General features: G+C 56.2%; 17 protein-coding genes, 1 tRNA gene and 3 pseudogenes. 5 read left to right on the plus strand and 16 right to left on the minus strand.

Going from position 1 to position 17,551, the window contains the following annotated elements; all coding sequences use genetic code 11:
- Position 1: 1 nt before the first annotated feature.
- A complete protein-coding gene (gene ltrA / locus RHM68_RS00915; protein WP_369124956.1) occupies positions 2-1,288 on the minus strand; it encodes a group II intron reverse transcriptase/maturase in 1,287 nt (428 codons plus the stop codon).
- A gap of 744 nt (positions 1,289-2,032) precedes the next feature.
- Positions 2,033-2,500, minus strand: a complete 468-nt coding sequence (locus tag RHM68_RS00920; RefSeq protein WP_322220093.1) for a hypothetical protein — start codon at positions 2,498-2,500, stop codon at positions 2,033-2,035.
- A 415-nt stretch (positions 2,501-2,915) separates the two neighbouring features.
- On the opposite strand from RHM68_RS00920, the gene RHM68_RS00925 reads away from it, so the two are divergent.
- Positions 2,916-3,458 carry a DinB family protein gene (locus tag RHM68_RS00925; RefSeq protein ID WP_322220094.1) on the plus strand — a complete coding sequence of 181 codons (543 nt, stop codon included), beginning with the start codon at positions 2,916-2,918 and terminating at the stop codon, positions 3,456-3,458.
- Between the two features lie 130 nt (positions 3,459-3,588).
- Here the strand turns inward: RHM68_RS00925 and RHM68_RS00930 are convergent.
- Positions 3,589-3,795, minus strand: a pseudogene (locus tag RHM68_RS00930) (hypothetical protein); the annotation flags it as partial.
- A gap of 2 nt (positions 3,796-3,797) precedes the next feature.
- Here RHM68_RS00930 and RHM68_RS00935 point away from each other — a divergent pair.
- Positions 3,798-4,022 carry a hypothetical protein gene (locus RHM68_RS00935; RefSeq protein ID WP_416195220.1) on the plus strand — a complete coding sequence of 75 codons (225 nt, stop codon included), beginning with the start codon at positions 3,798-3,800 and terminating at the stop codon, positions 4,020-4,022.
- A gap of 67 nt (positions 4,023-4,089) precedes the next feature.
- Here RHM68_RS00935 and RHM68_RS00940 read toward each other — a convergent pair whose 3' ends face one another.
- Together RHM68_RS00940 and RHM68_RS00945 are read right to left on the minus strand one after the other, a co-directional pair.
- Positions 4,090-4,743, minus strand: coding sequence for a DUF2931 family protein (locus RHM68_RS00940; protein WP_322220095.1), 654 nt, complete (start codon positions 4,741-4,743; stop codon positions 4,090-4,092).
- An 11-nt stretch (positions 4,744-4,754) separates the two neighbouring features.
- Positions 4,755-4,937, minus strand: a pseudogene (locus tag RHM68_RS00945) (DUF2235 domain-containing protein); the annotation flags it as partial.
- Here RHM68_RS00945 and RHM68_RS00950 point away from each other — a divergent pair.
- From RHM68_RS00950 to RHM68_RS00960, 3 genes and pseudogenes are all read left to right on the plus strand, one after another.
- Positions 4,935-5,519: pseudogene (locus tag RHM68_RS00950) on the plus strand (baseplate J/gp47 family protein); the annotation flags it as partial. The pseudogenes RHM68_RS00945 and RHM68_RS00950 sit on opposite strands and share 3 nt — an antisense overlap.
- A complete protein-coding gene (locus tag RHM68_RS00955) occupies positions 5,506-6,156 on the plus strand; it encodes a hypothetical protein (RefSeq protein WP_322223643.1) in 651 nt (216 codons plus the stop codon). The pseudogene RHM68_RS00950 and the gene RHM68_RS00955, both read left to right, overlap by 14 nt.
- A complete protein-coding gene (locus RHM68_RS00960) occupies positions 6,129-7,100 on the plus strand; it encodes a phage baseplate assembly protein V (protein WP_322220096.1) in 972 nt (323 codons plus the stop codon). Before RHM68_RS00955 ends, RHM68_RS00960 begins: the two co-directional genes overlap by 28 nt.
- A 38-nt stretch (positions 7,101-7,138) precedes the next feature.
- Here the strand turns inward: RHM68_RS00960 and RHM68_RS00965 are convergent, their stop codons facing one another.
- The 11 genes from RHM68_RS00965 to RHM68_RS01015 all read right to left on the minus strand — a co-directional run bounded on the left by RHM68_RS00965 (position 7,139) and on the right by RHM68_RS01015 (position 17,502).
- Positions 7,139-7,792 (minus strand): DUF2931 family protein, encoded by a 654-nt coding sequence (locus RHM68_RS00965; protein WP_322220097.1) that lies wholly within the window; start codon positions 7,790-7,792, stop codon positions 7,139-7,141.
- 11 nt (positions 7,793-7,803) lie between these two features.
- On the minus strand, positions 7,804-9,642 hold the full coding sequence (locus RHM68_RS00970; protein WP_322220098.1) for a PAAR domain-containing protein: 1,839 nt from the start codon (positions 9,640-9,642) through the stop codon (positions 7,804-7,806).
- A 537-nt stretch (positions 9,643-10,179) separates the two neighbouring features.
- Positions 10,180-10,539, minus strand: coding sequence for a hypothetical protein (locus tag RHM68_RS00975; RefSeq protein WP_322220099.1), 360 nt, complete (start codon positions 10,537-10,539; stop codon positions 10,180-10,182).
- Between the two features lie 486 nt (positions 10,540-11,025).
- Entirely contained in the window at positions 11,026-11,841 is an 816-nt protein-coding gene (locus RHM68_RS00980; RefSeq protein WP_322220100.1) for a hypothetical protein, read from the minus strand.
- 122 nt (positions 11,842-11,963) lie between these two features.
- Positions 11,964-12,039, minus strand: a tRNA-Thr gene (locus RHM68_RS00985).
- A 78-nt stretch (positions 12,040-12,117) separates the two neighbouring features.
- A complete protein-coding gene (locus tag RHM68_RS00990; RefSeq protein ID WP_322220101.1) occupies positions 12,118-12,954 on the minus strand; it encodes an FkbM family methyltransferase in 837 nt (278 codons plus the stop codon).
- A gap of 344 nt (positions 12,955-13,298) precedes the next feature.
- Complete coding sequence (locus tag RHM68_RS00995; RefSeq protein ID WP_322220102.1) at positions 13,299-14,528, minus strand: methyltransferase; 1,230 nt, start codon at positions 14,526-14,528, stop codon at positions 13,299-13,301.
- A complete protein-coding gene (locus RHM68_RS01000) occupies positions 14,509-15,198 on the minus strand; it encodes an ABC transporter permease (protein ID WP_322220103.1) in 690 nt (229 codons plus the stop codon). Before RHM68_RS01000 ends, RHM68_RS00995 begins: the two co-directional genes overlap by 20 nt.
- The gene (locus RHM68_RS01005) at positions 15,195-15,890 is read right to left on the minus strand and encodes an ABC transporter permease (protein ID WP_322220104.1); all 696 of its coding nucleotides are present in this window, start codon (positions 15,888-15,890) and stop codon (positions 15,195-15,197) included. Before RHM68_RS01005 ends, RHM68_RS01000 begins: the two co-directional genes overlap by 4 nt.
- Before the next feature lie 78 nt (positions 15,891-15,968).
- Positions 15,969-16,715 carry an ABC transporter substrate-binding protein gene (locus RHM68_RS01010; RefSeq protein ID WP_322220105.1) on the minus strand — a complete coding sequence of 249 codons (747 nt, stop codon included), beginning with the start codon at positions 16,713-16,715 and terminating at the stop codon, positions 15,969-15,971.
- 13 nt (positions 16,716-16,728) lie between these two features.
- Entirely contained in the window at positions 16,729-17,502 is a 774-nt protein-coding gene (locus RHM68_RS01015; protein ID WP_322220106.1) for an ABC transporter ATP-binding protein, read from the minus strand.
- Positions 17,503-17,551 lie beyond the last annotated feature (49 nt).

Consider the following 17,551-nt stretch of genomic DNA (forward strand, 5'->3'; position numbering starts at 1 on the left):
ACTACCGCATACGGCTCCTGCCTTGGGTACGTGACGCGAAGCGATCCTCAGGGTAAGGATGTGCATTTCTGGGTCTTGGTACGTAGAGGTCGGCAAGGCGTCCGTAGCGTGACCATTGAAGCCGATGACGCTGGCTGCGACGTTTGAGGGCTTGCCGCCATAGACGGCATACCGCCAGACGAAAACCACCAAGACGTATCAGGTTTCCCGGCACCGCGTGGTAGTTGAAGTACCCAGTGACCACTCGGTTAAGCCACTGACCCACGACTCGAACAGGCTCGTGACGTCGGCGCTTCAGCTCATCCCGAATAGCCAGCAGCGTCGCACGCATTCGCTTCTTGACCGTCAGTCGCAGTATTTGAAAGCCACCACTTCTGTTGGTACTACAACAGTGCGTGAAGCCCAGGAAATCAAACGTCTCCGGTTTACCCAAGCCTCGCTTCCTACGATTTCTCGCAGCAAAACGACCAAACTCAATCAGCCGTGTTTTCGAGGCGTTGAGGGATAAACCGAACCCGGCCAAGCGTTTCTGCAACTGCACCAAAAACTGCTGAGCCTGCCATTGCGTCCTGAAACCCACCACGCTGTCGTCCGCGTAGCGCACAACGATCATATCGCCACGGGCATGCCGCTGGCGCCACTGCCTTGCCCATAAATCCAGCACGTAGTGAAGATAGATATTTGCCAGTAACGGCGATATCACTGCGCCTTGGGGAGTCCCCTTGGTCGCAGCCACCCTACGGCCATTCTCCATAACACCCGCCTGAAGCCATTTGCAGATAAGCCCGAGCAGGCGCCGGTCTGCAATCCGGTGTCCTAGAAACATCAGCATCCATTCATGGTCGATCTCGTCAAAGAACGACGTGATATCCGCATCCAATATCCAGTTCACCTTCTGGCCCTTCAGCGCGACCGTCAACGCATCCAGCGCATCGTGCTGGCTGCGCCCCGGCCGAAACCCATACGAGAAACCTAGAAAGTCCTCTTCATAGATCGCATTCAGAACGGTAACAACCGCCTGTTGTACGATCTTGTCCTCCAAAGAGGCAATGCCCAACGGGCGCTGCCTGCCATCGGCTTTGGGAATGTACACCCGCCGCGATGGCGTTGCCCGATAGGCTCCACTGTGGAGCCTTGCGTGCAAATCGGTCACCCGCTGGAGAAGACCCTCCTCATATTCTCGCCACGACATACCGTCCACGCCCACCGCCGCATCGCGGCGCAAGGCATAGAAGCTTTGCGCCAATAACTGCGGTGTGATGTGGTGCAGCAATGCCGTGAACTGCATGCCCTTGTTCCTTCGGGCTGCTTCACGTACACCTTCAAGTCCCATCGACGCGCAACTGGCCCGGCTCAGTGTCCGGGGCGCGGGGGGCCTGTCGGTGTTTCCCTTGGCTACGTCCCTTTCCTCCACTATCTCCGCCGGGCTAGGCCCTTTGTTCGATGGCTTCTCAGGTACTACGGACGTATCCGACTTCTCAGCGGCGTGGGCAGCAGGGTTGCGGCTTTTGGCCTTTCCTGCTCCGCCCGGTGCTTGCGCACCGGGCACCGCTGAGATCTCCCAGTTTCTGTGCGAAGGACTTCCCGACGTGCACAGGGTCTCCGACCGCGCGGGATCAGAGCATGACAGGCGTCTAACGCCATGCTCCGTATTGCCTTCTGCTTCGCATAACAGCATCGGCATCCCGGATTCCTGATTACGCGGCTCAATGGCTGGCCCATCGGTTTCCCCTGTCAACGCTTCACCCTGCACCTCGCGGTGCAACATGCATGACTCGGGGTCTGGTTGATTCGCCATTTCTTACCAGTATCGAACTTTCATCGACTATCCTCCGCCAGCTTTGACTGGCGCACTATGCGTCCGGCCAAGTCATCTACCCAACCCCGCAAAGCCAAGACATGGTATGCACGATTGCAGCCCCTCACGACAGGCAGCAATCGGCCCATCGCGGTCAATCGATCTGAGGCGATGAGCTGGATGGCTTATACCAGTGAACTCTGGAGGCGACTAGATTAGACGAGATGATTTCTATCATTTAATGGGGGGTGTTTCGGGAGCGGGCATGTCGAGTATTGATCGAATAAATGTGTCATCAGACCCGCCTTGGAGGGCATATATGTACCAACTGCCTAAAACTTTTCTATAGCCCACATGCAGGCCTATGACTTCGCCATCATCTCGTTCAATTAGATAGTTTCTATCCTCGAATACTCCGGCTCGTTTAACACTTGGGCTGATGTGAACTTTGTACACGGAGTGCCCATCCAGCCAAGCAAGGTAGGCCTCTTGGCTTTTGGTTATTATCGTGGTTTCGTTTTTTTGCCACTTGTCGAAGTGACCGATAAACGCCTTGTCCCAGCAGTTGTTCTCAAAACGCGTCTCTATGCATTTTACATAGCTGCTTTCCAAGGAATCTATGTTTGCTATCCGTGAGTTGGCGTAGGCCGTGGAGGTGGTTCCCAGCGCCATCGCAATGACCAAAATAAGGTTTTGCTTCATGTGTTGTTGCTCCTTGCCCCAAAGCTCAATATGAAAAACCATCATCCAATGATAACCCCTCTCCGAGTCAGAGATATCTGGGCCATCCGGCTCAGACACCAGCTCGCAGAGCAATCAGAAGTCTGCCAGGGTGGAGGTCATGAGCCTGCCTTTGAGAGAAATTGGATGGCTAGTAATTTCGCACGCTCGGGAGATAGATGAATAGCGAAATTGAAGGACCGCTTCTGGCCGATAGCTACCTGCCGCGAAGGGCTGCAATCGACCCATAGCTGCCTGTCGTCTAGGGCTCCAGTCGACCCAAAGCAGCCGGTCACGTGTCTACGAAATCAGGGGCGATTCAAAAAAGCTTGCTCTAGAATGGCCCCCCAGATGGGCGTGGATCGCTTGTCAAGTATTCACTCAAAGGATGAGCATGATGGGCCGCACCAACCATATCTGCCTGATGGCGATCTATAACGATTGGATGAACGCAAAGATTTATGAGGCGGCCAGAAGTCTGACAGATGAAGAGCTGTCAGTGGACAGGAAAGCATTCTTTGGCTCTATTCTCGGGACGTTGAACCACCTGGTGGCCGGGGACACTATCTGGCTAAAGCGATTTGCCAAGCACCCAGCGAATCACTTGGCTTTGGAGCCTATTCGACAACTCCCTGCTCCCCAAAACCTCGACCCGTTACGGCTTTCAAATATCCGAGAACTTTCGGCGCATCGAGTTTGGCTCGATCAGGTAATTGTCGAGTGGTCTCGCTCCATTAAAGAGTCGGACTTGGATTACACACTCAACTACACGAGCATGAAAGGAGCCCCCGCTGACAAGAGCTTTTATGGCTTGGTCATGCATTTCTTCAACCACCAGACTCATCACCGAGGACAAGTCACTACTTTGCTTTCACAAGGTGGTGTCGACGTAGGCGATACTGATCTGGTCGTACTGATTCCTTCCGAGTCCCGCACATAATCCAAAAAACAGCTAGACCGGGCTTTTCACATCATGCCGGGTCGGTAAAGCAGCGTCTGTGCGCTGAACGGACTCAAGGATGATTGCCTCATTCGTCACCGACCGCTTCTGGCCGTTTTCTGACCTTCGTTTAGTGGTTGAACTGCCAGGATTTTCCTAGGCGATGAGTGAGCAATTGCATGGTTAGCAAATAGTAATAGCGCGTCGATTCAGTGTGCTGGTTTAGGTGGCGATTCAAAAACTACGCAAGGTGTTTTCTCTGCCAAGTCCATGGATTGTCCCGTTGCCAGCGATCAGTGATTGCTGCTTGTATGGCCTTCGCCTGACGCAGGTGGCGACATGCAGGAGAAAATCCAAGGTCTGCGCAAGAGCATGGCTGGGATCAGTCAGCGGCTGGAAGCACCGAAGACCTGGCTGGGATCGAGCGGGGTGAACGTGTTGAAAGTGGTGTGTGACATGCTCGACCTGCTCGACCAGATGAACACCCAACTGGCTGGACACAAGCATGGCCCAACACCGCCGCCGGAGAGTTCATCGGCAATGCCGCCGGCGCGCTGTTGCTGACTGGGAAATTAAAACCCATCACTGGATAGCAAAAGCCCGTCAAATGGCGGACTAAACATGCAGTGGCTTACCAGCTCCCGTAGGGTATGCCGTACTTTTCAACATAGCGTTTGGAGGATTCCTCCAATGGGAAATAACTTCCGCCAGAGAGTCCAAGATCAGGCCCCTTGGGCTCTATTTCGACCTGTGTATGTACGACTTTGACTGCTCGTCGACACTCATCCAGTGCCCAAACTTGGACAATACCGCCGGGAGCTAGCCCTAGCCGTACAGACGCGCGCTTCGCAAGGAAAGCAGCCTCAGGAACACTTGAGCATTCTTTGGTCAGTGCATCGCGCATGACCTGCCGTGCATTTTCCGGTATCTCGATCCAGCCTTGGTAGGTTTGTGGCTCGACCAGCGATTGCCAGCGAACATAGATACGTACCGGAAGTTTTGCATCAATCACATGTCTTTCATTACCTCCTCCAGTCACCAGCCAGCCACTAGCTGCCTGAGTGCCGTTTTTCCTTCCTCCGGAAGAGCTGCTTCCAATCCTACGGTACAGGTTCCCATCGACATCGACCGTGGCGCTATCCTCAACCCAGCTATCCATCGCGTAAGGTGTGACAAAACCCAACGCCCACGGGCCGGCGTCCGGGTCCGAACGTCCCCAGGCCTGGCCCGATGCTTGGCAACCGCCGAGCAACAATGCCCCCAACAAGATCCATAGTGTTCGCACGTTCGTGACTCCTAGTCGGGTACATGGGGATGCTGCACGCGGATCCCGTCCGTGGTGGGGGCATTAAAATAGAGTAATCCCGCACTGGTGCGCGGAATTGAGCCTTGCAGAATCGTCGGAGGATTCCAGTTGGCCGAGGTGTGAATATACCTCAGCTTGAGAAGGCGCTCTTCGGCAGGCGTCGTGCTGTAGTCAACGTCGAGCGCAAGGGCGCCACCAAAGCCCAGGGCAAATTGCTCTTTACCCGGGCGACACCGGACGGCGCGATGGAGCTGAAACAAGGCATTGTGGTGCAGTCGGCCGCGATCAACGGCAACGTCTACCAACTGACCACCACGGCGGCCGTCACCTTTCACCAAGGGCAGTTGCAACTCAAAGTGCCGGTGGAGGCTGAGAACGCCGGTAGCGGCTACAACCTGGCCCCGGGGTATTACGCGATCTTGCCTGAGCCGGTGCCCGGCATTGTCCAGGTAACCAACCTGGACGGCTGGCTGGAATCACCGGGTGCAGATCCGGAGCCCAACGACCAGCTACGTCTGCGCGTGCGCAACCAGTTCTCGGCGGTCAACCAGTGGCACACCGACGCGGTGTATCGCGCCATGATTTCCGCCTTCCCAGGCGTGCGGCCCGATGGCGTGTACTTTGAACACGGCGCGCCACGTGGTCCAGGTAGCGCGAACGCCTATGTGCTGTTTGATGCCGGTGTGCCGGCGGCCAGTTACCTGGGGAAAATCAACGCGCACATTCGTGACCAGGGCAATCATGGCCACGGCGATGGACGCCACCAGCCCGGGCCGTGCGACGTTCACCATCCAGTCACCGGCGCCGGTCAAAGGTCTGGTGACGCTGGATATCGGCTACAACGAAGGCACGCTGCAACGGCACTTCATTGGCTATGTCGAGCGCTGCACGCAGGCGAATGCGGTGGAACAGGTGCTGTTCTGTCGCGAGCTGGCCGCAATCCTGGCCAAGCCGCTGCCGTTGAACCTGCGTCATGTGGATCTGCGCGCCGTGCTGGGCCAGATCAGCGACCTGACGGGTTTGCGCTTTCGCGTTCCTGACCAGCCTTACTCCAGTGTCAAAGCGCCGTATTTCTACAGCCTGGCCGCCGGCTACCAGGCCATGGACAGCCTGGCGCGGGTATTCAGCATTCCCGACTTCACTTGGCACCAGCTCGGCGACGGCGAAGTGTTTGCCGGTAGTTGGGCTGACAGTTTTTTCGGCGCACGGTCGCCGCTACAAATCCCCCCGGAGTTGTTCGACGGCTACCAGGGCAACCAGAGCGCGATGGTCGCGGCCCTTCCTGGGCTACGACCAGGTGCAACAATCAACCAAGGCGAGCGGATCACCAGTGTGACCCTGGCCAACGACCAGATGGCCATCCGATGGAAGACGCAATCCGCCGCGCTGTAGAGCGCCAGTTTCCCGAACTCACCGGTGGTTACCACCTCCCACGTTTTGCCCGGGTTGTCGCCGTGGCCGACGCCCCGGCCGGCGCCGGGATCTGCGACGATTTCCGGCCGCGCTACGCCGTGGATATTGAATTGCTGGGGCCAGATGGTGAAGTCGATCCGCAGTTGCCGCTGCTCGCCGGCGTGCCCTTGCCACTGCCCACCGGTGGCGAGGAAATGGGCATGTATGCGTTTCCAGAGGAGGGCACCCAAGTGGTGGTGTGCTTTGCCTACGGCCTGCCGAACAAACCCTACATCCAAACCATTTTGCCGCACGGCCTGAGCATGCCTCGGGTGCCGAAAGGCGATCAGGTCTGGCAACACAGCGAGGCCGCCCAGCAGCGCGTCGACGCCGACGGCAACTGGCTGCGCCAGACTGACGGCAAGATCACCGACAAGGCGATCGAGCGCGAGGTGGAAGCCCTGGACAACCGCGAGCAGTTTCAGAGTCACAGCCAGGCGGTGGACGATCATTCGACCGAGACGGTGGGGGGCATCAAGACGATTGAGGCGCTGGGCGCGCTTAAGCTGATGTCGGGCGGATCGGCGAGCCTGGCGGCGGTGGACGATCTGCACCAAGCCACTGGCCGCGATTTGAACCTGGTGGTGGGGCAGAAGCATAACGCCACGGTGGGCGGCGACATGCAGGAGCGGATTGAGGGACTGCGTAAGAGCCTGGCAGGGGGCAGTCAGCGGTTTGAGGCGCCGAAGACCTGGATCGGATCGAGCGGCGTGAATGTGTTGCAGGTGCTGTGTGATCTGCTTGACCTGGTGAACCAGATGAACACCCAACTGGCTGGCCACAAGCATGGACCAACACCGCCGCCGGACACCGCCGGAGAGTTCACCGGCAATGCCGCCAGCGCGCTGTTGCTGAGTGGGAAATTAAAACCCATCACTGGATAGCAAAAGCCCGCCAAATGGCGGGCTAGACGTGCAGTGGCTTACCAGCTCCCGTAGGGTATGCCGTGCTTTTCGACATACTGTTTGGAAGCCTCCGTCTGGGGGTAGTAACGCCCACCGGATAGTCCAAGAGCAGGTCCCTTGGGCTCTATTTCGACTTGAACATGTGCGACTTTTACCGGATGTAGGCATTCATCCATCACCCAGACTTGCACAACGCCGCCGGGGGCAAGGCCGAACAGTACAGAGGCTCTCTTCGGGATTGCAGTCATCTCGGGGATACTTGGACAATCCATGCTCAAGGCATTGCGCATAAGCTGTCGTGCACTCTCTGGTATCTCGATCCAGCCTTGATAGGTTTGCGGCTCGACCACCGATTGCCAGCGAATATAGATGCGTACCGGAAGTTTTGCATCCCTGACCTCCCTTTCGTTGCCGGCCCCTTTCACTGCCCAGCCACGGGCACCATCAGTGCCATTTTTACCTCCTCCGGAAGCGCTGCTGCCAATTCGACGGTACAGGTTCCCATCGACATCGACCGTGGCGCTGTCCTCAACCCAGCCCCCCATTTCGTAAGGCGTGACAAAACCCAACGCCCACGGGCCGGCGTCCGGGTCTGAACGTCCCCAGGTCTGGCCCGAAGCTTGGCAACCACCGACCAACAATGCCCCTAACAAAATCCAAAGTGTTCGCACTTTCGTGACTCCTAGTCGGGTACATGGGGATGCTGTACGCGGACCCCGTCCGTGGTGGGGGCGTTAAAATAAACCAATCCCGTGCGTGGCGTGGAGCCTTGCAACTTCGTCGGAGGGTTCCAGTTGGCCGAGGTGTGAATATACCTCAGCTTGAGCAACTGCTCTTCGGCTGGTGTCGTGCTGTAATCACCCGCGACAAAACGGTCACAAAGTGCCTGGAGTTCGGACGATACGACATAGCGCGGTTCTGAGTCTTCGAGATGATCGAACCTTACCCCCACCTGCTTGGCCAACTCGTACATGACCCGCAGGTAAACCCGCGACAGCTCACCTCGTATTGGTCGTTTGAGTTGCAGCGCCGCGTAAACCCTCTTATTAGGATTTGGACGGCCTCGCTCAGATGCTAACAACTCACCCGAAGATGGCGTTACGATTTCCAACATTTCAGCGGGCCATCCCTTGGCCTGCCACTGTGCCATTGCCTGCTGCGCATCCCGATAGATTGAGGTGTACTTGACGTCAGTCGTCAGTGGGACATCCAGTGCCTGCATTGGACTGATTAGAAGGCACTCGTTGCCCTCGGGAAAGTACCCACCACCAATGTCCGAATGGGCACCGGGTAGCGTGTATTCAGGATGATCGGCTTTAACGCGAGTTAGTGGGAAGTTAGCGCGAAATTCATCGCGGGCGGTCAACTGAACGACCTTGGGGAAAAGGTCGCGAGGTAAATACAGTTTAAGTCCCGGCGCTTTTTGGCTGCGGATGTAGCCCAGGTTGTCGAGCCCACCCACAGAGGCCACGGTATCGAACAGCCCGATAAAGCCCATTTGGATATCTTGCTTATATTCACCATCGAAAGTCTCGTGGAACGCCCGACGAAACATCTTGATAGATTGTCCCAGTGGGCCTTTCTGTCCCAGCGCCACTTCGTTCGCAAAGTGCCGTGCAGCGGCTGCGCCCCGGCTGAAACCAAAGGTGTCGAAAGTCAGATTGACGATCTTGGAGTCCTGGTTGGTTTGAGCGAAATTGCGAATAGTCCTCATGATTTCACGAAAGGCCCCTTCCACTTTGGCGCTCACCCCCGTTGCGCCGCGCCCCATGCCGGCACCCATCAGGCTGTCTTCCTGGCCGGATGAAGTGCCTATTCCCTCAATGTAAAGCCTCCGAAACAGCTGCTGCTCTCCGGTGTCCTGAATCTCGATAGGTGAAAAATACAAATCACTGAGCTTCTTAACGTTTGACTCATCATTCGCATAACTACTGTCTGGATCACTCATGTACGGTTTACAGCTTGCATCCAGGTCTTCGGGCTTGATGGCATGACTGGCGCCACAGAGCAGCCCCAATGCGCCGTTGTTTGCATTGTTCAACGTACCGTCGAAGAACACTCCGATGCGCAACGTAATACCGACGGCCTTTTCTTCGTCCAGTTCCTCTTCCTCTTCCTCTTCCTCTAAAACCGAGTCAGCAGCGGCCGGCGCTGGCGTGAGCGCAGGTGCAGTAATCGGGGGTTGGTAGCTGGATGGCTCAATCAGATGAGTAGGCATCGGACTGACCGAGGAAACAGGCGCAGGCGTGAAGCTGTTGCCAATGATGATGGTCGATGACCCACCGGTAATGGTGTCGCCATGCGTACCTTGCGAGCCAGTGACCAAGGCGGCCTGGCCGTTGATCTGCACCGAGGGCATAGCGGCAATGGTCAAGATACTGCCGCAGGTGGTGCAGTCCGTTACGCGTGCGGCGGGTAGACCATCAAAAAATACATTGGGTGAACCAGACTCGATGGCCGCTCCGCCGCAACGAGGGCAGCTAACGGTATCGGTTTTGCGAGCAGCGGCTTTGCCGGACATTGTCGACCTCCATGTCAGTATTGATAGAGGCAGCACCATGCTGACGCTCTTTGTAAAAAACAATCAGACATTTCCCAAAGTACCAACCAGGTACAAAGTTCGTTTCAAAGTGTGGATGCCCATAATCCCGCAAAAATCCTCAACCAACAAAAAAAACATCTGAAAAAGCACTTATCCCCCTCCCGCCGACGGGCTTTGCGTCCGTTTTTTGTGCAAATTCGGATGTAGTGCAAGCGAGCCTGCAGCCCAAGCGGGCCGTGGGGCTCTGCAGGCAATCGGCAATTTCACAGAGTGCAAAGTTTTGAAAGGAAATGCAGCGCGGGTGCACAGTGATGCAAGAGGCGGTCACGGAGCGGGGATCGCTGGAGCGTCCGGTTTCATTGGACGAAAACTATGAAAACGTGGGTTTCGGTGTGTTTTCCAAAACGCGCACGATCTTTTCCGGGGGGCAATTGCCTGCATGCGGGGGAGGTGTGAATTCCCCTATGGCCCATATACGGCAAGGGCTGCAGGAGAGTTACAGCGTTTCAGAGGCTTTCACGCCTCCTCAGCGTCAACCATTCGAAGGTGAGGAAGTTCGCTCATGTTTTGCAGGCGCGTAAATTCTTTGGTCACGATCGGGATCAGCACGCGGTTCAGGGCATCACGCAACTTCACAGCCTGGTCTTCGCTCAGCTTCTTTACTGTCCCGGTCACAGAGCTGGCACACAACACATTGTCGGGATGAATGCCCAGATCATCCATGGTGCCGTCGATGTAACCCCTTAGGTATTCGCCTCGTTGGAACAGAATCGAACTTTCGGGTGCTTCCTGGTAATCCCAATGCACCTCCCAAGCCGCGCCATTCTTGATGATTTCGATGATGGGTACTGCTGCTCGGGATGCTGTCTTACGCATGCTTTGTTCCTCGATCAGTGCGCGCCGGGGCATTTTGAAGGATAGCTATGGGATGCCCCATGAAAGTTTTTTTAACCTGACCCCCAAATCCCTGTCAGACCATGGATATCTGTCAGCAAATGCTCTGTAGGCCCCGTATTTACTGGGCTGCAGATCTGACACCGAGGCTGGATGTTTGTGTCAGTTTTGCCATCAACAATAAAAAACCCTTATAAATCAGATACTTGAAAGGTATGAATCTGACACTCCTGTTTTGTCAGGTTTTGACAGGTCGCTGACACCTTTCTGACATCAATAAAAACGGCTGAGAGCCTTGATTTATAAGGTTTAGATAGTAGTGAGAATAGTAATCTGACAAAACTGACAAGCTTTTGAGGGGTCAACCTAAATTTTTTCCCGCTTCGTATAGGGGGGCTTCGTAATACGCGTACAAACCGCAACGGCTCTAAAAGTTCGGCCTATCTCGCTGAGGTCTAGTCGCGACACTTAGTCCTTCAATCGGTCTGTTTCTATCAAGCGACGCGTGTATCTGAGTGCCAGATACGCCATGAGCAGGGTTACTCCAAGCCCTATCAAGAAGGACAATTGTTTCGGGTAAGGCAAGCCAGACAACACCTCGTCGAGGGATTGACTGACCGTTCCAACACTTCCGAACGCACATGCAATCGCGATGCAGAAAGCGAGGCCACGCGGCATCGTCAATTGCCTGTCACGGAAAGCAATTGGCGTGAAAACGAAGTACAGGAAAACGAGACCGTACGAGGTCGCCAGCCTACCGAGCAATTTCCAATAGCTGCTGCTTTGGACCGTATTGTCCTCAAACTCCACTTCATTAATACCAACAATACGAGCCCGCACCTCGAACGCCGGACGTGGTCCAGAGGTAATCGTGGCGATGGTGATGGAGTCTTTGGGATTCGAAAGAAACGGAGAAATGGCCGTTTTGTTTTCAGATGTGGCGACACGGACGGGGATGTTCTTCGGAGTCGTGCTTGTGATTTCGGCGCTTATCAATTTGGCTTCATTTGCCATTTGAATTTGTAAGGCGCCGTCGAATTCTGAACTGAGAATAGGCTTTGAACCGGTATTGGTCAGTTCGATCGTCGAGATGTATGGCGACTCGACATTTTGACCGTTGAGCGATATCTGAAGATTTTGAATGTTCTGCACGGGCTGCAGAGGTGACGTTGCCAACAGGCGTACGGTTAGAGAGCGGGAAGATAGATCTATTTGGGAGGCGCCGAGCGCGAGTGCGATCACAGTCGTGGCGATGAATTTCCAATCCCAAGCCTTCCAGGTCACAAGCACTTCCTCTTGAAGTAAACCACCGCGATCTGCCAAGGCTGACGGTGGCCTTGTTACGTCCGTTGTTACGTCTGGGAGAAAAACAAAGGGCCTGCATCGCTGCAAGCCCTTGTTTTATATGGTGCCGGCACCAGGAGTCGAACCCGGGACCTACTGATTACAAGTCAGTTGCTCTACCAACTGAGCTATACCGGCGTGTTAGGGCGACGATTATAACGATTGGATTGGTTCTGTAAACCCCTGAATTCAGACTATTTTTACATCGCCCTTAGGTTAGCCGCGAACCAGTGCTTTTTTGAGTTTTTGAAGGGTGCGCCAGCCACGGCTGTTTTGCATCGAGCGCAGTTGCGCTTCGGCCAGTTCTGCCCGTTGCAGGGCGGCGGTGAGCTGTTTTTCAGCGTCCAGATCGGCGTCACTGACGGGGTAGCTGAGTGCATGCCCTTGGCACAGTTGGAAGTTGTCCAAGTTGCACGGTTGGATGTCGAAGGCGGGTTTTAGGGCCAGGTGTTCGTTGGCCAGGAACCACGTGTTGATGCCGTCGAACAGGGTGGCCTGGTAGCCAGCGTCGGTGATGAGGTGTTCCCAGGTGTGGTCGCGGGCCCATGGGGTTTCGATAAGGATGATCCAGGGGCGCCACTTCGCGAAGTCCATGCCACGCAAGACGGTTTCTTCGTAGCCTTCGACGTCGATTTTCAGGAAGTGGATGGGGCGGCTCTGCGCGTATTGCTCGCAGAGGGAGGTCAGGGTGCGGGCTTTGACGGTTTGGCTGCGCACGTCCATGCCCAGGGCCGAGCGTTCCTGGGCGGTGGCCGGGTCGACGGTGGAGAGGCCGGTGCCGGAGATGCCATAGAAAGTGAGGTCGTCGTCGCTGTTACTGGCCACGCATTGCAGATTGATATCGTTGGGGCGTTGTTGGCACAGGGCGTCGTAGTAGCTTTGCATCGGTTCGACATTGATGCCGGTCCAGCCGCGGTCATAAAAAGCTTTGGTGACGGAGTCGTGGGCGGGGTCGTTAGCGCCGATATCGATGTAGAAGCCGTTTTCGACCTGTTTGAGGGCGCGCCGTAGGCGGACGTCTTCGAAATTCTGTGCGTAAGAAATGAAGGTCACTGTGGCTTCCTGTCCGTCGAATTATTATTGGTGGTGGACGCACTTCCGGCGCCCTCTACTGCCTTGTATAACGAGGGCGGTTACGGCGCGTCATTTTTCGTATCAGGGGTCCTGAATTCGGCGGTTATGTCCTTTTGCTTGAATGCTTATGCACAACGGGTTGGCCAAAAGACCGACATCGAGAGGATTTTGTGGACCCATTCTCATCTGTTTGCAAATGACTGTTTTACGGGTTCTTTATTTATATGAACAAAAAATGATCAGCAGCATTACAGGCTTGAAACATCCGATTAAATGGATTTGAAAATATTTAATCAACAGAGTTATCCACAGGCGACGCCTGTTTAAGGACGTTCGGCCAACAGTAGGAAATTACGCGGCGTAAGCACGGTTTCGCAGAAGGTTCCGAGGTGGACGGTATAGCCCTGCTCAGACAGTAAAAGTGCCCGATCGAGTACCAGCCACAGTTCCAATGGGCGTCGGAAAAGTCCACGCAGCAGCTCCAGATTGCGCACTTCTGCCAGTCGCTGCCAGCCAGCGGCTTCGAGTGCTGACCAATTCTGCGGGGCCATTGTGGATAACTCTTTCATCGCGGCCAAATGATGGCAGTAATCAACGAACGATCTATCCAGCCAAGTGCTGGGCAGTGACGGCGTGGGCAGGTATTCGTCGACGCCACGCGTTTGCCGTTGCAGGAGGTCGAATGCCAAGCGTCGTGCCATGGAGCTGTCGCGTTGACGTCGGACTCGGGCGCCGGCGGTGACGGTTTCGCTCATGGGTAGCGAGAGATCTTCTAGGGACAGCTGTAGGTCGGATCGCCTACCCACAGAGGAAATCGCTTCATAAGTAGCCAGTTGGGTCCGGTTGTAGCAGCAAGGTGCGATAGCCAGTTGTTTGCAGCCTGCCGCGTTGGCGAGCTGAATCAACCTTACATGCAGGTCTCCACAGGCGTGCAGCGCGACCGGCGTGTGATCAGCATTCAGGAGCGAACCCACATCGGTTGCGAGTACATCTTGCTCAATATGCTGCGCGCGCAACTGATGGCGCCGGCTGAGTATCTGACCGCTTAGCACCAGCGCCGGATTGTATTCCAGGCACGTCAGTTGCTGTCCGGCTCTCAGCAAGCGTCGGCCCAAGTGGCCCTTGCCTGAGCACCAATCCAGCCAATGCGTCGGCGCAGAATTAAACATCAGCCGACTGGCAAATGCCTCGATTTGCTGCCATTTACGCCCCGGTACATCGACACTCAACCGATGCCCCGCAGCCTCCAGCGCGTGTGCTGGTAACTCACCTACTGCACTTAGCCCCAGTGATAACGCCGCCAAAGTAGAAAACGGCTCCGGCGCTTGCAGTAAACAGGGTTGGTGATGGCTGCGCTCTGCATCGTCCAGTGACCGACTGCGTAGCCACAAAGCCAGCTCAGGGTGGGACGCTTCCCAAGGAAGTTGCAGGTGGGTAAACGGTCTCGGCTTCCACAGGGCTTGATGCTCTGTCAGAAAAGTATCCAACGCGCTGAAACGGGTGAGTAAGGCCTCTCCCGTCAGCACGTGGGAATCAGCGTCCCTGGCAAGCATCGACGCGCAGCCAGCGCTCCAGCAGCTTGAAGCCACGTACCAACACATAGGCCATCAGCAGGTAGAACATGCCCGCCGCGAAGAAGATCTCTACGGGCAGGTAGGTACGGGCAATGATAGTGCGAGCCATACCGGTCAGTTCCAGCAGGGTGACGGTGCTGGCCAGGGCGCTCGCCTTTAGCATCAGGATCACTTCGTTGCTGTAGGCCGGTAGGCCGATGCGCGCGGCACGGGGCAGGATGATATAGAACAGCGCCTTGGGCCGGGACATGCCCAGCGCCCTTGCCGCCTCGATCTCGCCCGGTGGAATCGCCTGGATCGCACCGCGCAGAATCTCCGCGATGTACGCGGCGGTGTGCAAGGTCATGGTCGCCGTGGCACACCAGAAGGGATCGCGCAGGTAGGGCCACATCGAGCTGTTGCGCACTGCATCGAACTGCGCGAGGCCGTAGTAGACCAGAAACAGCTGAACCAGCAACGGCGTGCCACGGAAAAAGAAGATGTAGGCGTAGGGCAACGCCCGCACATACCAGAGGCGCGACGAACGTGCGATACCTAGCGGAATCGCTAGCAGCAGCCCGGCAATCACGGCGATGGCCACGAGTTCCAGGGTCAGCGTTGCGCCTTGAGCCAGTTTCGGCAGCCATTTAATGATGACTTCCCAGTTCATTGCGTGCTCCTTGCAAAGCCACGTGCGGCACGCTTTTCGAGCAAGTGCATGCCGGTCATCGCCAGAACGGTCAGGCCCAGGTACATAAACGCCGCCACCATATAGAAGGTGAACGGCTGTTTGGACACGGTCACGCCGATTTGCGCATGGCGCATGATTTCTTCCAGGCCGATTACCGACACCAGCGCGGTGTCTTTCATCAGGATCATGAACAGGTTGCCGAGGCCGGGCAGGGCGATGCGCCACATCTGCGGCATGATCAGTTTGGTGAAGATGCGAAATTTGGAAAGACCCAGCGCCAAGCCGGCTTCACGGTGGCCTTTGGGGATCGCCAGTATTGCGCCGCGCAATACTTCGGTGGCGTAGGCGCCGAAGCACAGGCCCAGCGCAATCACGCCCGCGGAAAAGGCACTGAGTTCGAGGTCGGGGTTACCGAAAAACTCGCCCAAGGCACGCATCAGGTTGACGGTGCCGAAATAGATCAGCAGCACCCAGAGTAATTCCGGGATGCCGCGAACCAGCGTCGAATAGAGGCCGCCGAGCCATTGCAACGGCTTGTGCGGGGAAGTCTTGGCCAAGGCGCCGAGCAAACCGAGTACCAGCCCCAGGCACAGGGCCGAGAGTGCCAGTTTCACAGTCATCAGCGCGCCAGCGGCGAGCGCCGGGCCGAATCCGTAGAGATCGATAGTCATGGATTTCTTTTCAAATCGCGGCAGGCAATGCCAAGAGCAGGCGCCGTCAGAGGGCGGCGCCTGTCCGGCAGGTCAGTATCAATAGATGCTGAACGGGAAGTACTTGTCGTTGATCTTTTTATAAGTGCCGTCAGCGACGATTTCTTTCAGCGCGGCGTTCAGTTTCTCGCGGATCGCGTCGCCTTTACGTACAGCGATACCGATCTTGTCGCTTTCCACCAGTGGGGCGCCTTTGAATTCGTATGGCTTGCCAGCGTCGCTTTTCAGCCATTCGTAGTTGACGTATTTGTCAGCCAGGATGCCGTCCAGACGACCGGAGGTCAGGTCCAGGTAGGCGTTTTCCTGGGTGTCGTAAAGTTTGACTTCAACGCCTTCCATGTTGTCTTCCATCCAGGTGCCGGCGAGGGTTGCACGTTGTGCACCGATCACTTTGCCTTTCAGCGAATCCTTGTCGGTTTTGAAGTCGACGTCTTTCTTGGCGATGAACTGCAGTTTGTTGGAGTAGTACGGGTCGGTGAAGTCCACCGCTTGCTTACGCTCATCGGTGATCGACATCGAGGAGATCAGGAAGTCGAATTTCTTGGCATTGAGGGCCGGGATGATGCCGTCCCAGTCGGAAGTGACGACGGTGCATTCGACTTTCATCTTGGCGCACAGAGCGTCGCCGATGTCTTTGTCGAAGCCGACGACGTTGCCGCTCGCATCTTTGTTGTTGAACGGCGGGTAGGCCGCTTCGATGCCCATCTTCAAGGTTTCGGCAGCGGCACCGGCGCTGAACGCCAGGGTGACGGCAGCCGCCAGGAAGATTTTCTTGTAGTTTTGCATGCGGGTAGCTCCGTTAGCGGTTGCTGGACATGAATTGTTTGCAGCGCGCCGAAAGCGGGTTGTCGAACACCTGCTGTGGCGATCCTTGCTCTTCGATCAGGCCTTGGTGGAGGAACACCACTTCGCTGGACACCTGACGGGCAAAGCCCATTTCGTGGGTGACGAGCAGCATGGTGCGGCCTTCTTCGGCTAATGCGCGGATGACATTAAGTACTTCCTGGACCATTTCCGGGTCAAGGGCTGAGGTGGGCTCGTCGAACAGGATCACCTTGGGCTGCATGGCCAACGTGCGCGCGATAGCCGCCCGTTGTTGTTGACCGCCCGACAGTTGCGCCGGGTAGGCGTGGCGCTTGTCGGCGATGCCGACCTTGGCCAGCAAGGCTTCGGCGACATCGATGGCGTCGCGCTTGCTCTGGCCGAGCACTCGGCGCGGGGCTTCGATGATGTTGTCGAGCACGCTCATGTGTGGCCACAGATTAAAGTTTTGAAACACAAAACCAATCTCGCTGCGCATGCGATTGATCTGTTTGCCGTCGGCAGCGAACAGTTCACCGTTTTTGGCGGCTTTAAGCTTGAGCTCTTCGCCGGCGACCAGAATCTGGCCTTGGTGCGGATTTTCCAAGAGGTTGATGCAACGAAGGAACGTGGACTTGCCGGAGCCTGACGAACCCAGGATCGAGATCACATCGCCGTCGCGGGCGGTCAGCGATATGCCTTTGAGCACCTCAAGCTGTCCGTAGCGTTTGTGCAAGTTGCGGATTTCAAGCGCGGGCGTGGCCTCAGCCATGTGCGTTCCTCATAGTGTTTTGTGCTCCTGCTGTTGGCGGCCTTCCTGG

The sequence above is a fragment of the Pseudomonas sp. DC1.2 genome, from assembly GCF_034351645.1.
Taxonomy (GTDB): Bacteria; Pseudomonadota; Gammaproteobacteria; order Pseudomonadales; family Pseudomonadaceae; genus Aquipseudomonas.

Coding starts and splice junctions, on each gene's coding strand:
- ltrA (WP_369124956.1), bottom strand. CDS start 1,288: ATGCAGTTCACGGCATTGCTGCACCACATCACACCGCAGTTATTGGCG.
- RHM68_RS00920 (WP_322220093.1), bottom strand. CDS start 2,500: ATGAAGCAAAACCTTATTTTGGTCATTGCGATGGCGCTGGGAACCACC.
- RHM68_RS00925 (WP_322220094.1), top strand. CDS start 2,916: ATGGGCCGCACCAACCATATCTGCCTGATGGCGATCTATAACGATTGG.
- RHM68_RS00935 (WP_416195220.1), top strand. CDS start 3,798: ATGCAGGAGAAAATCCAAGGTCTGCGCAAGAGCATGGCTGGGATCAGT.
- RHM68_RS00955 (WP_322223643.1), top strand. CDS start 5,506: ATGGCCACGGCGATGGACGCCACCAGCCCGGGCCGTGCGACGTTCACC.
- RHM68_RS00960 (WP_322220096.1), top strand. CDS start 6,129: ATGGAAGACGCAATCCGCCGCGCTGTAGAGCGCCAGTTTCCCGAACTC.
- RHM68_RS00970 (WP_322220098.1), bottom strand. CDS start 9,642: ATGTCCGGCAAAGCCGCTGCTCGCAAAACCGATACCGTTAGCTGCCCT.
- RHM68_RS00975 (WP_322220099.1), bottom strand. CDS start 10,539: ATGCGTAAGACAGCATCCCGAGCAGCAGTACCCATCATCGAAATCATC.
- RHM68_RS00995 (WP_322220102.1), bottom strand. CDS start 14,528: ATGCTTGCCAGGGACGCTGATTCCCACGTGCTGACGGGAGAGGCCTTA.
- RHM68_RS01000 (WP_322220103.1), bottom strand. CDS start 15,198: ATGAACTGGGAAGTCATCATTAAATGGCTGCCGAAACTGGCTCAAGGC.
- RHM68_RS01005 (WP_322220104.1), bottom strand. CDS start 15,890: ATGACTATCGATCTCTACGGATTCGGCCCGGCGCTCGCCGCTGGCGCG.
- RHM68_RS01010 (WP_322220105.1), bottom strand. CDS start 16,715: ATGCAAAACTACAAGAAAATCTTCCTGGCGGCTGCCGTCACCCTGGCG.
- RHM68_RS01015 (WP_322220106.1), bottom strand. CDS start 17,502: ATGGCTGAGGCCACGCCCGCGCTTGAAATCCGCAACTTGCACAAACGC.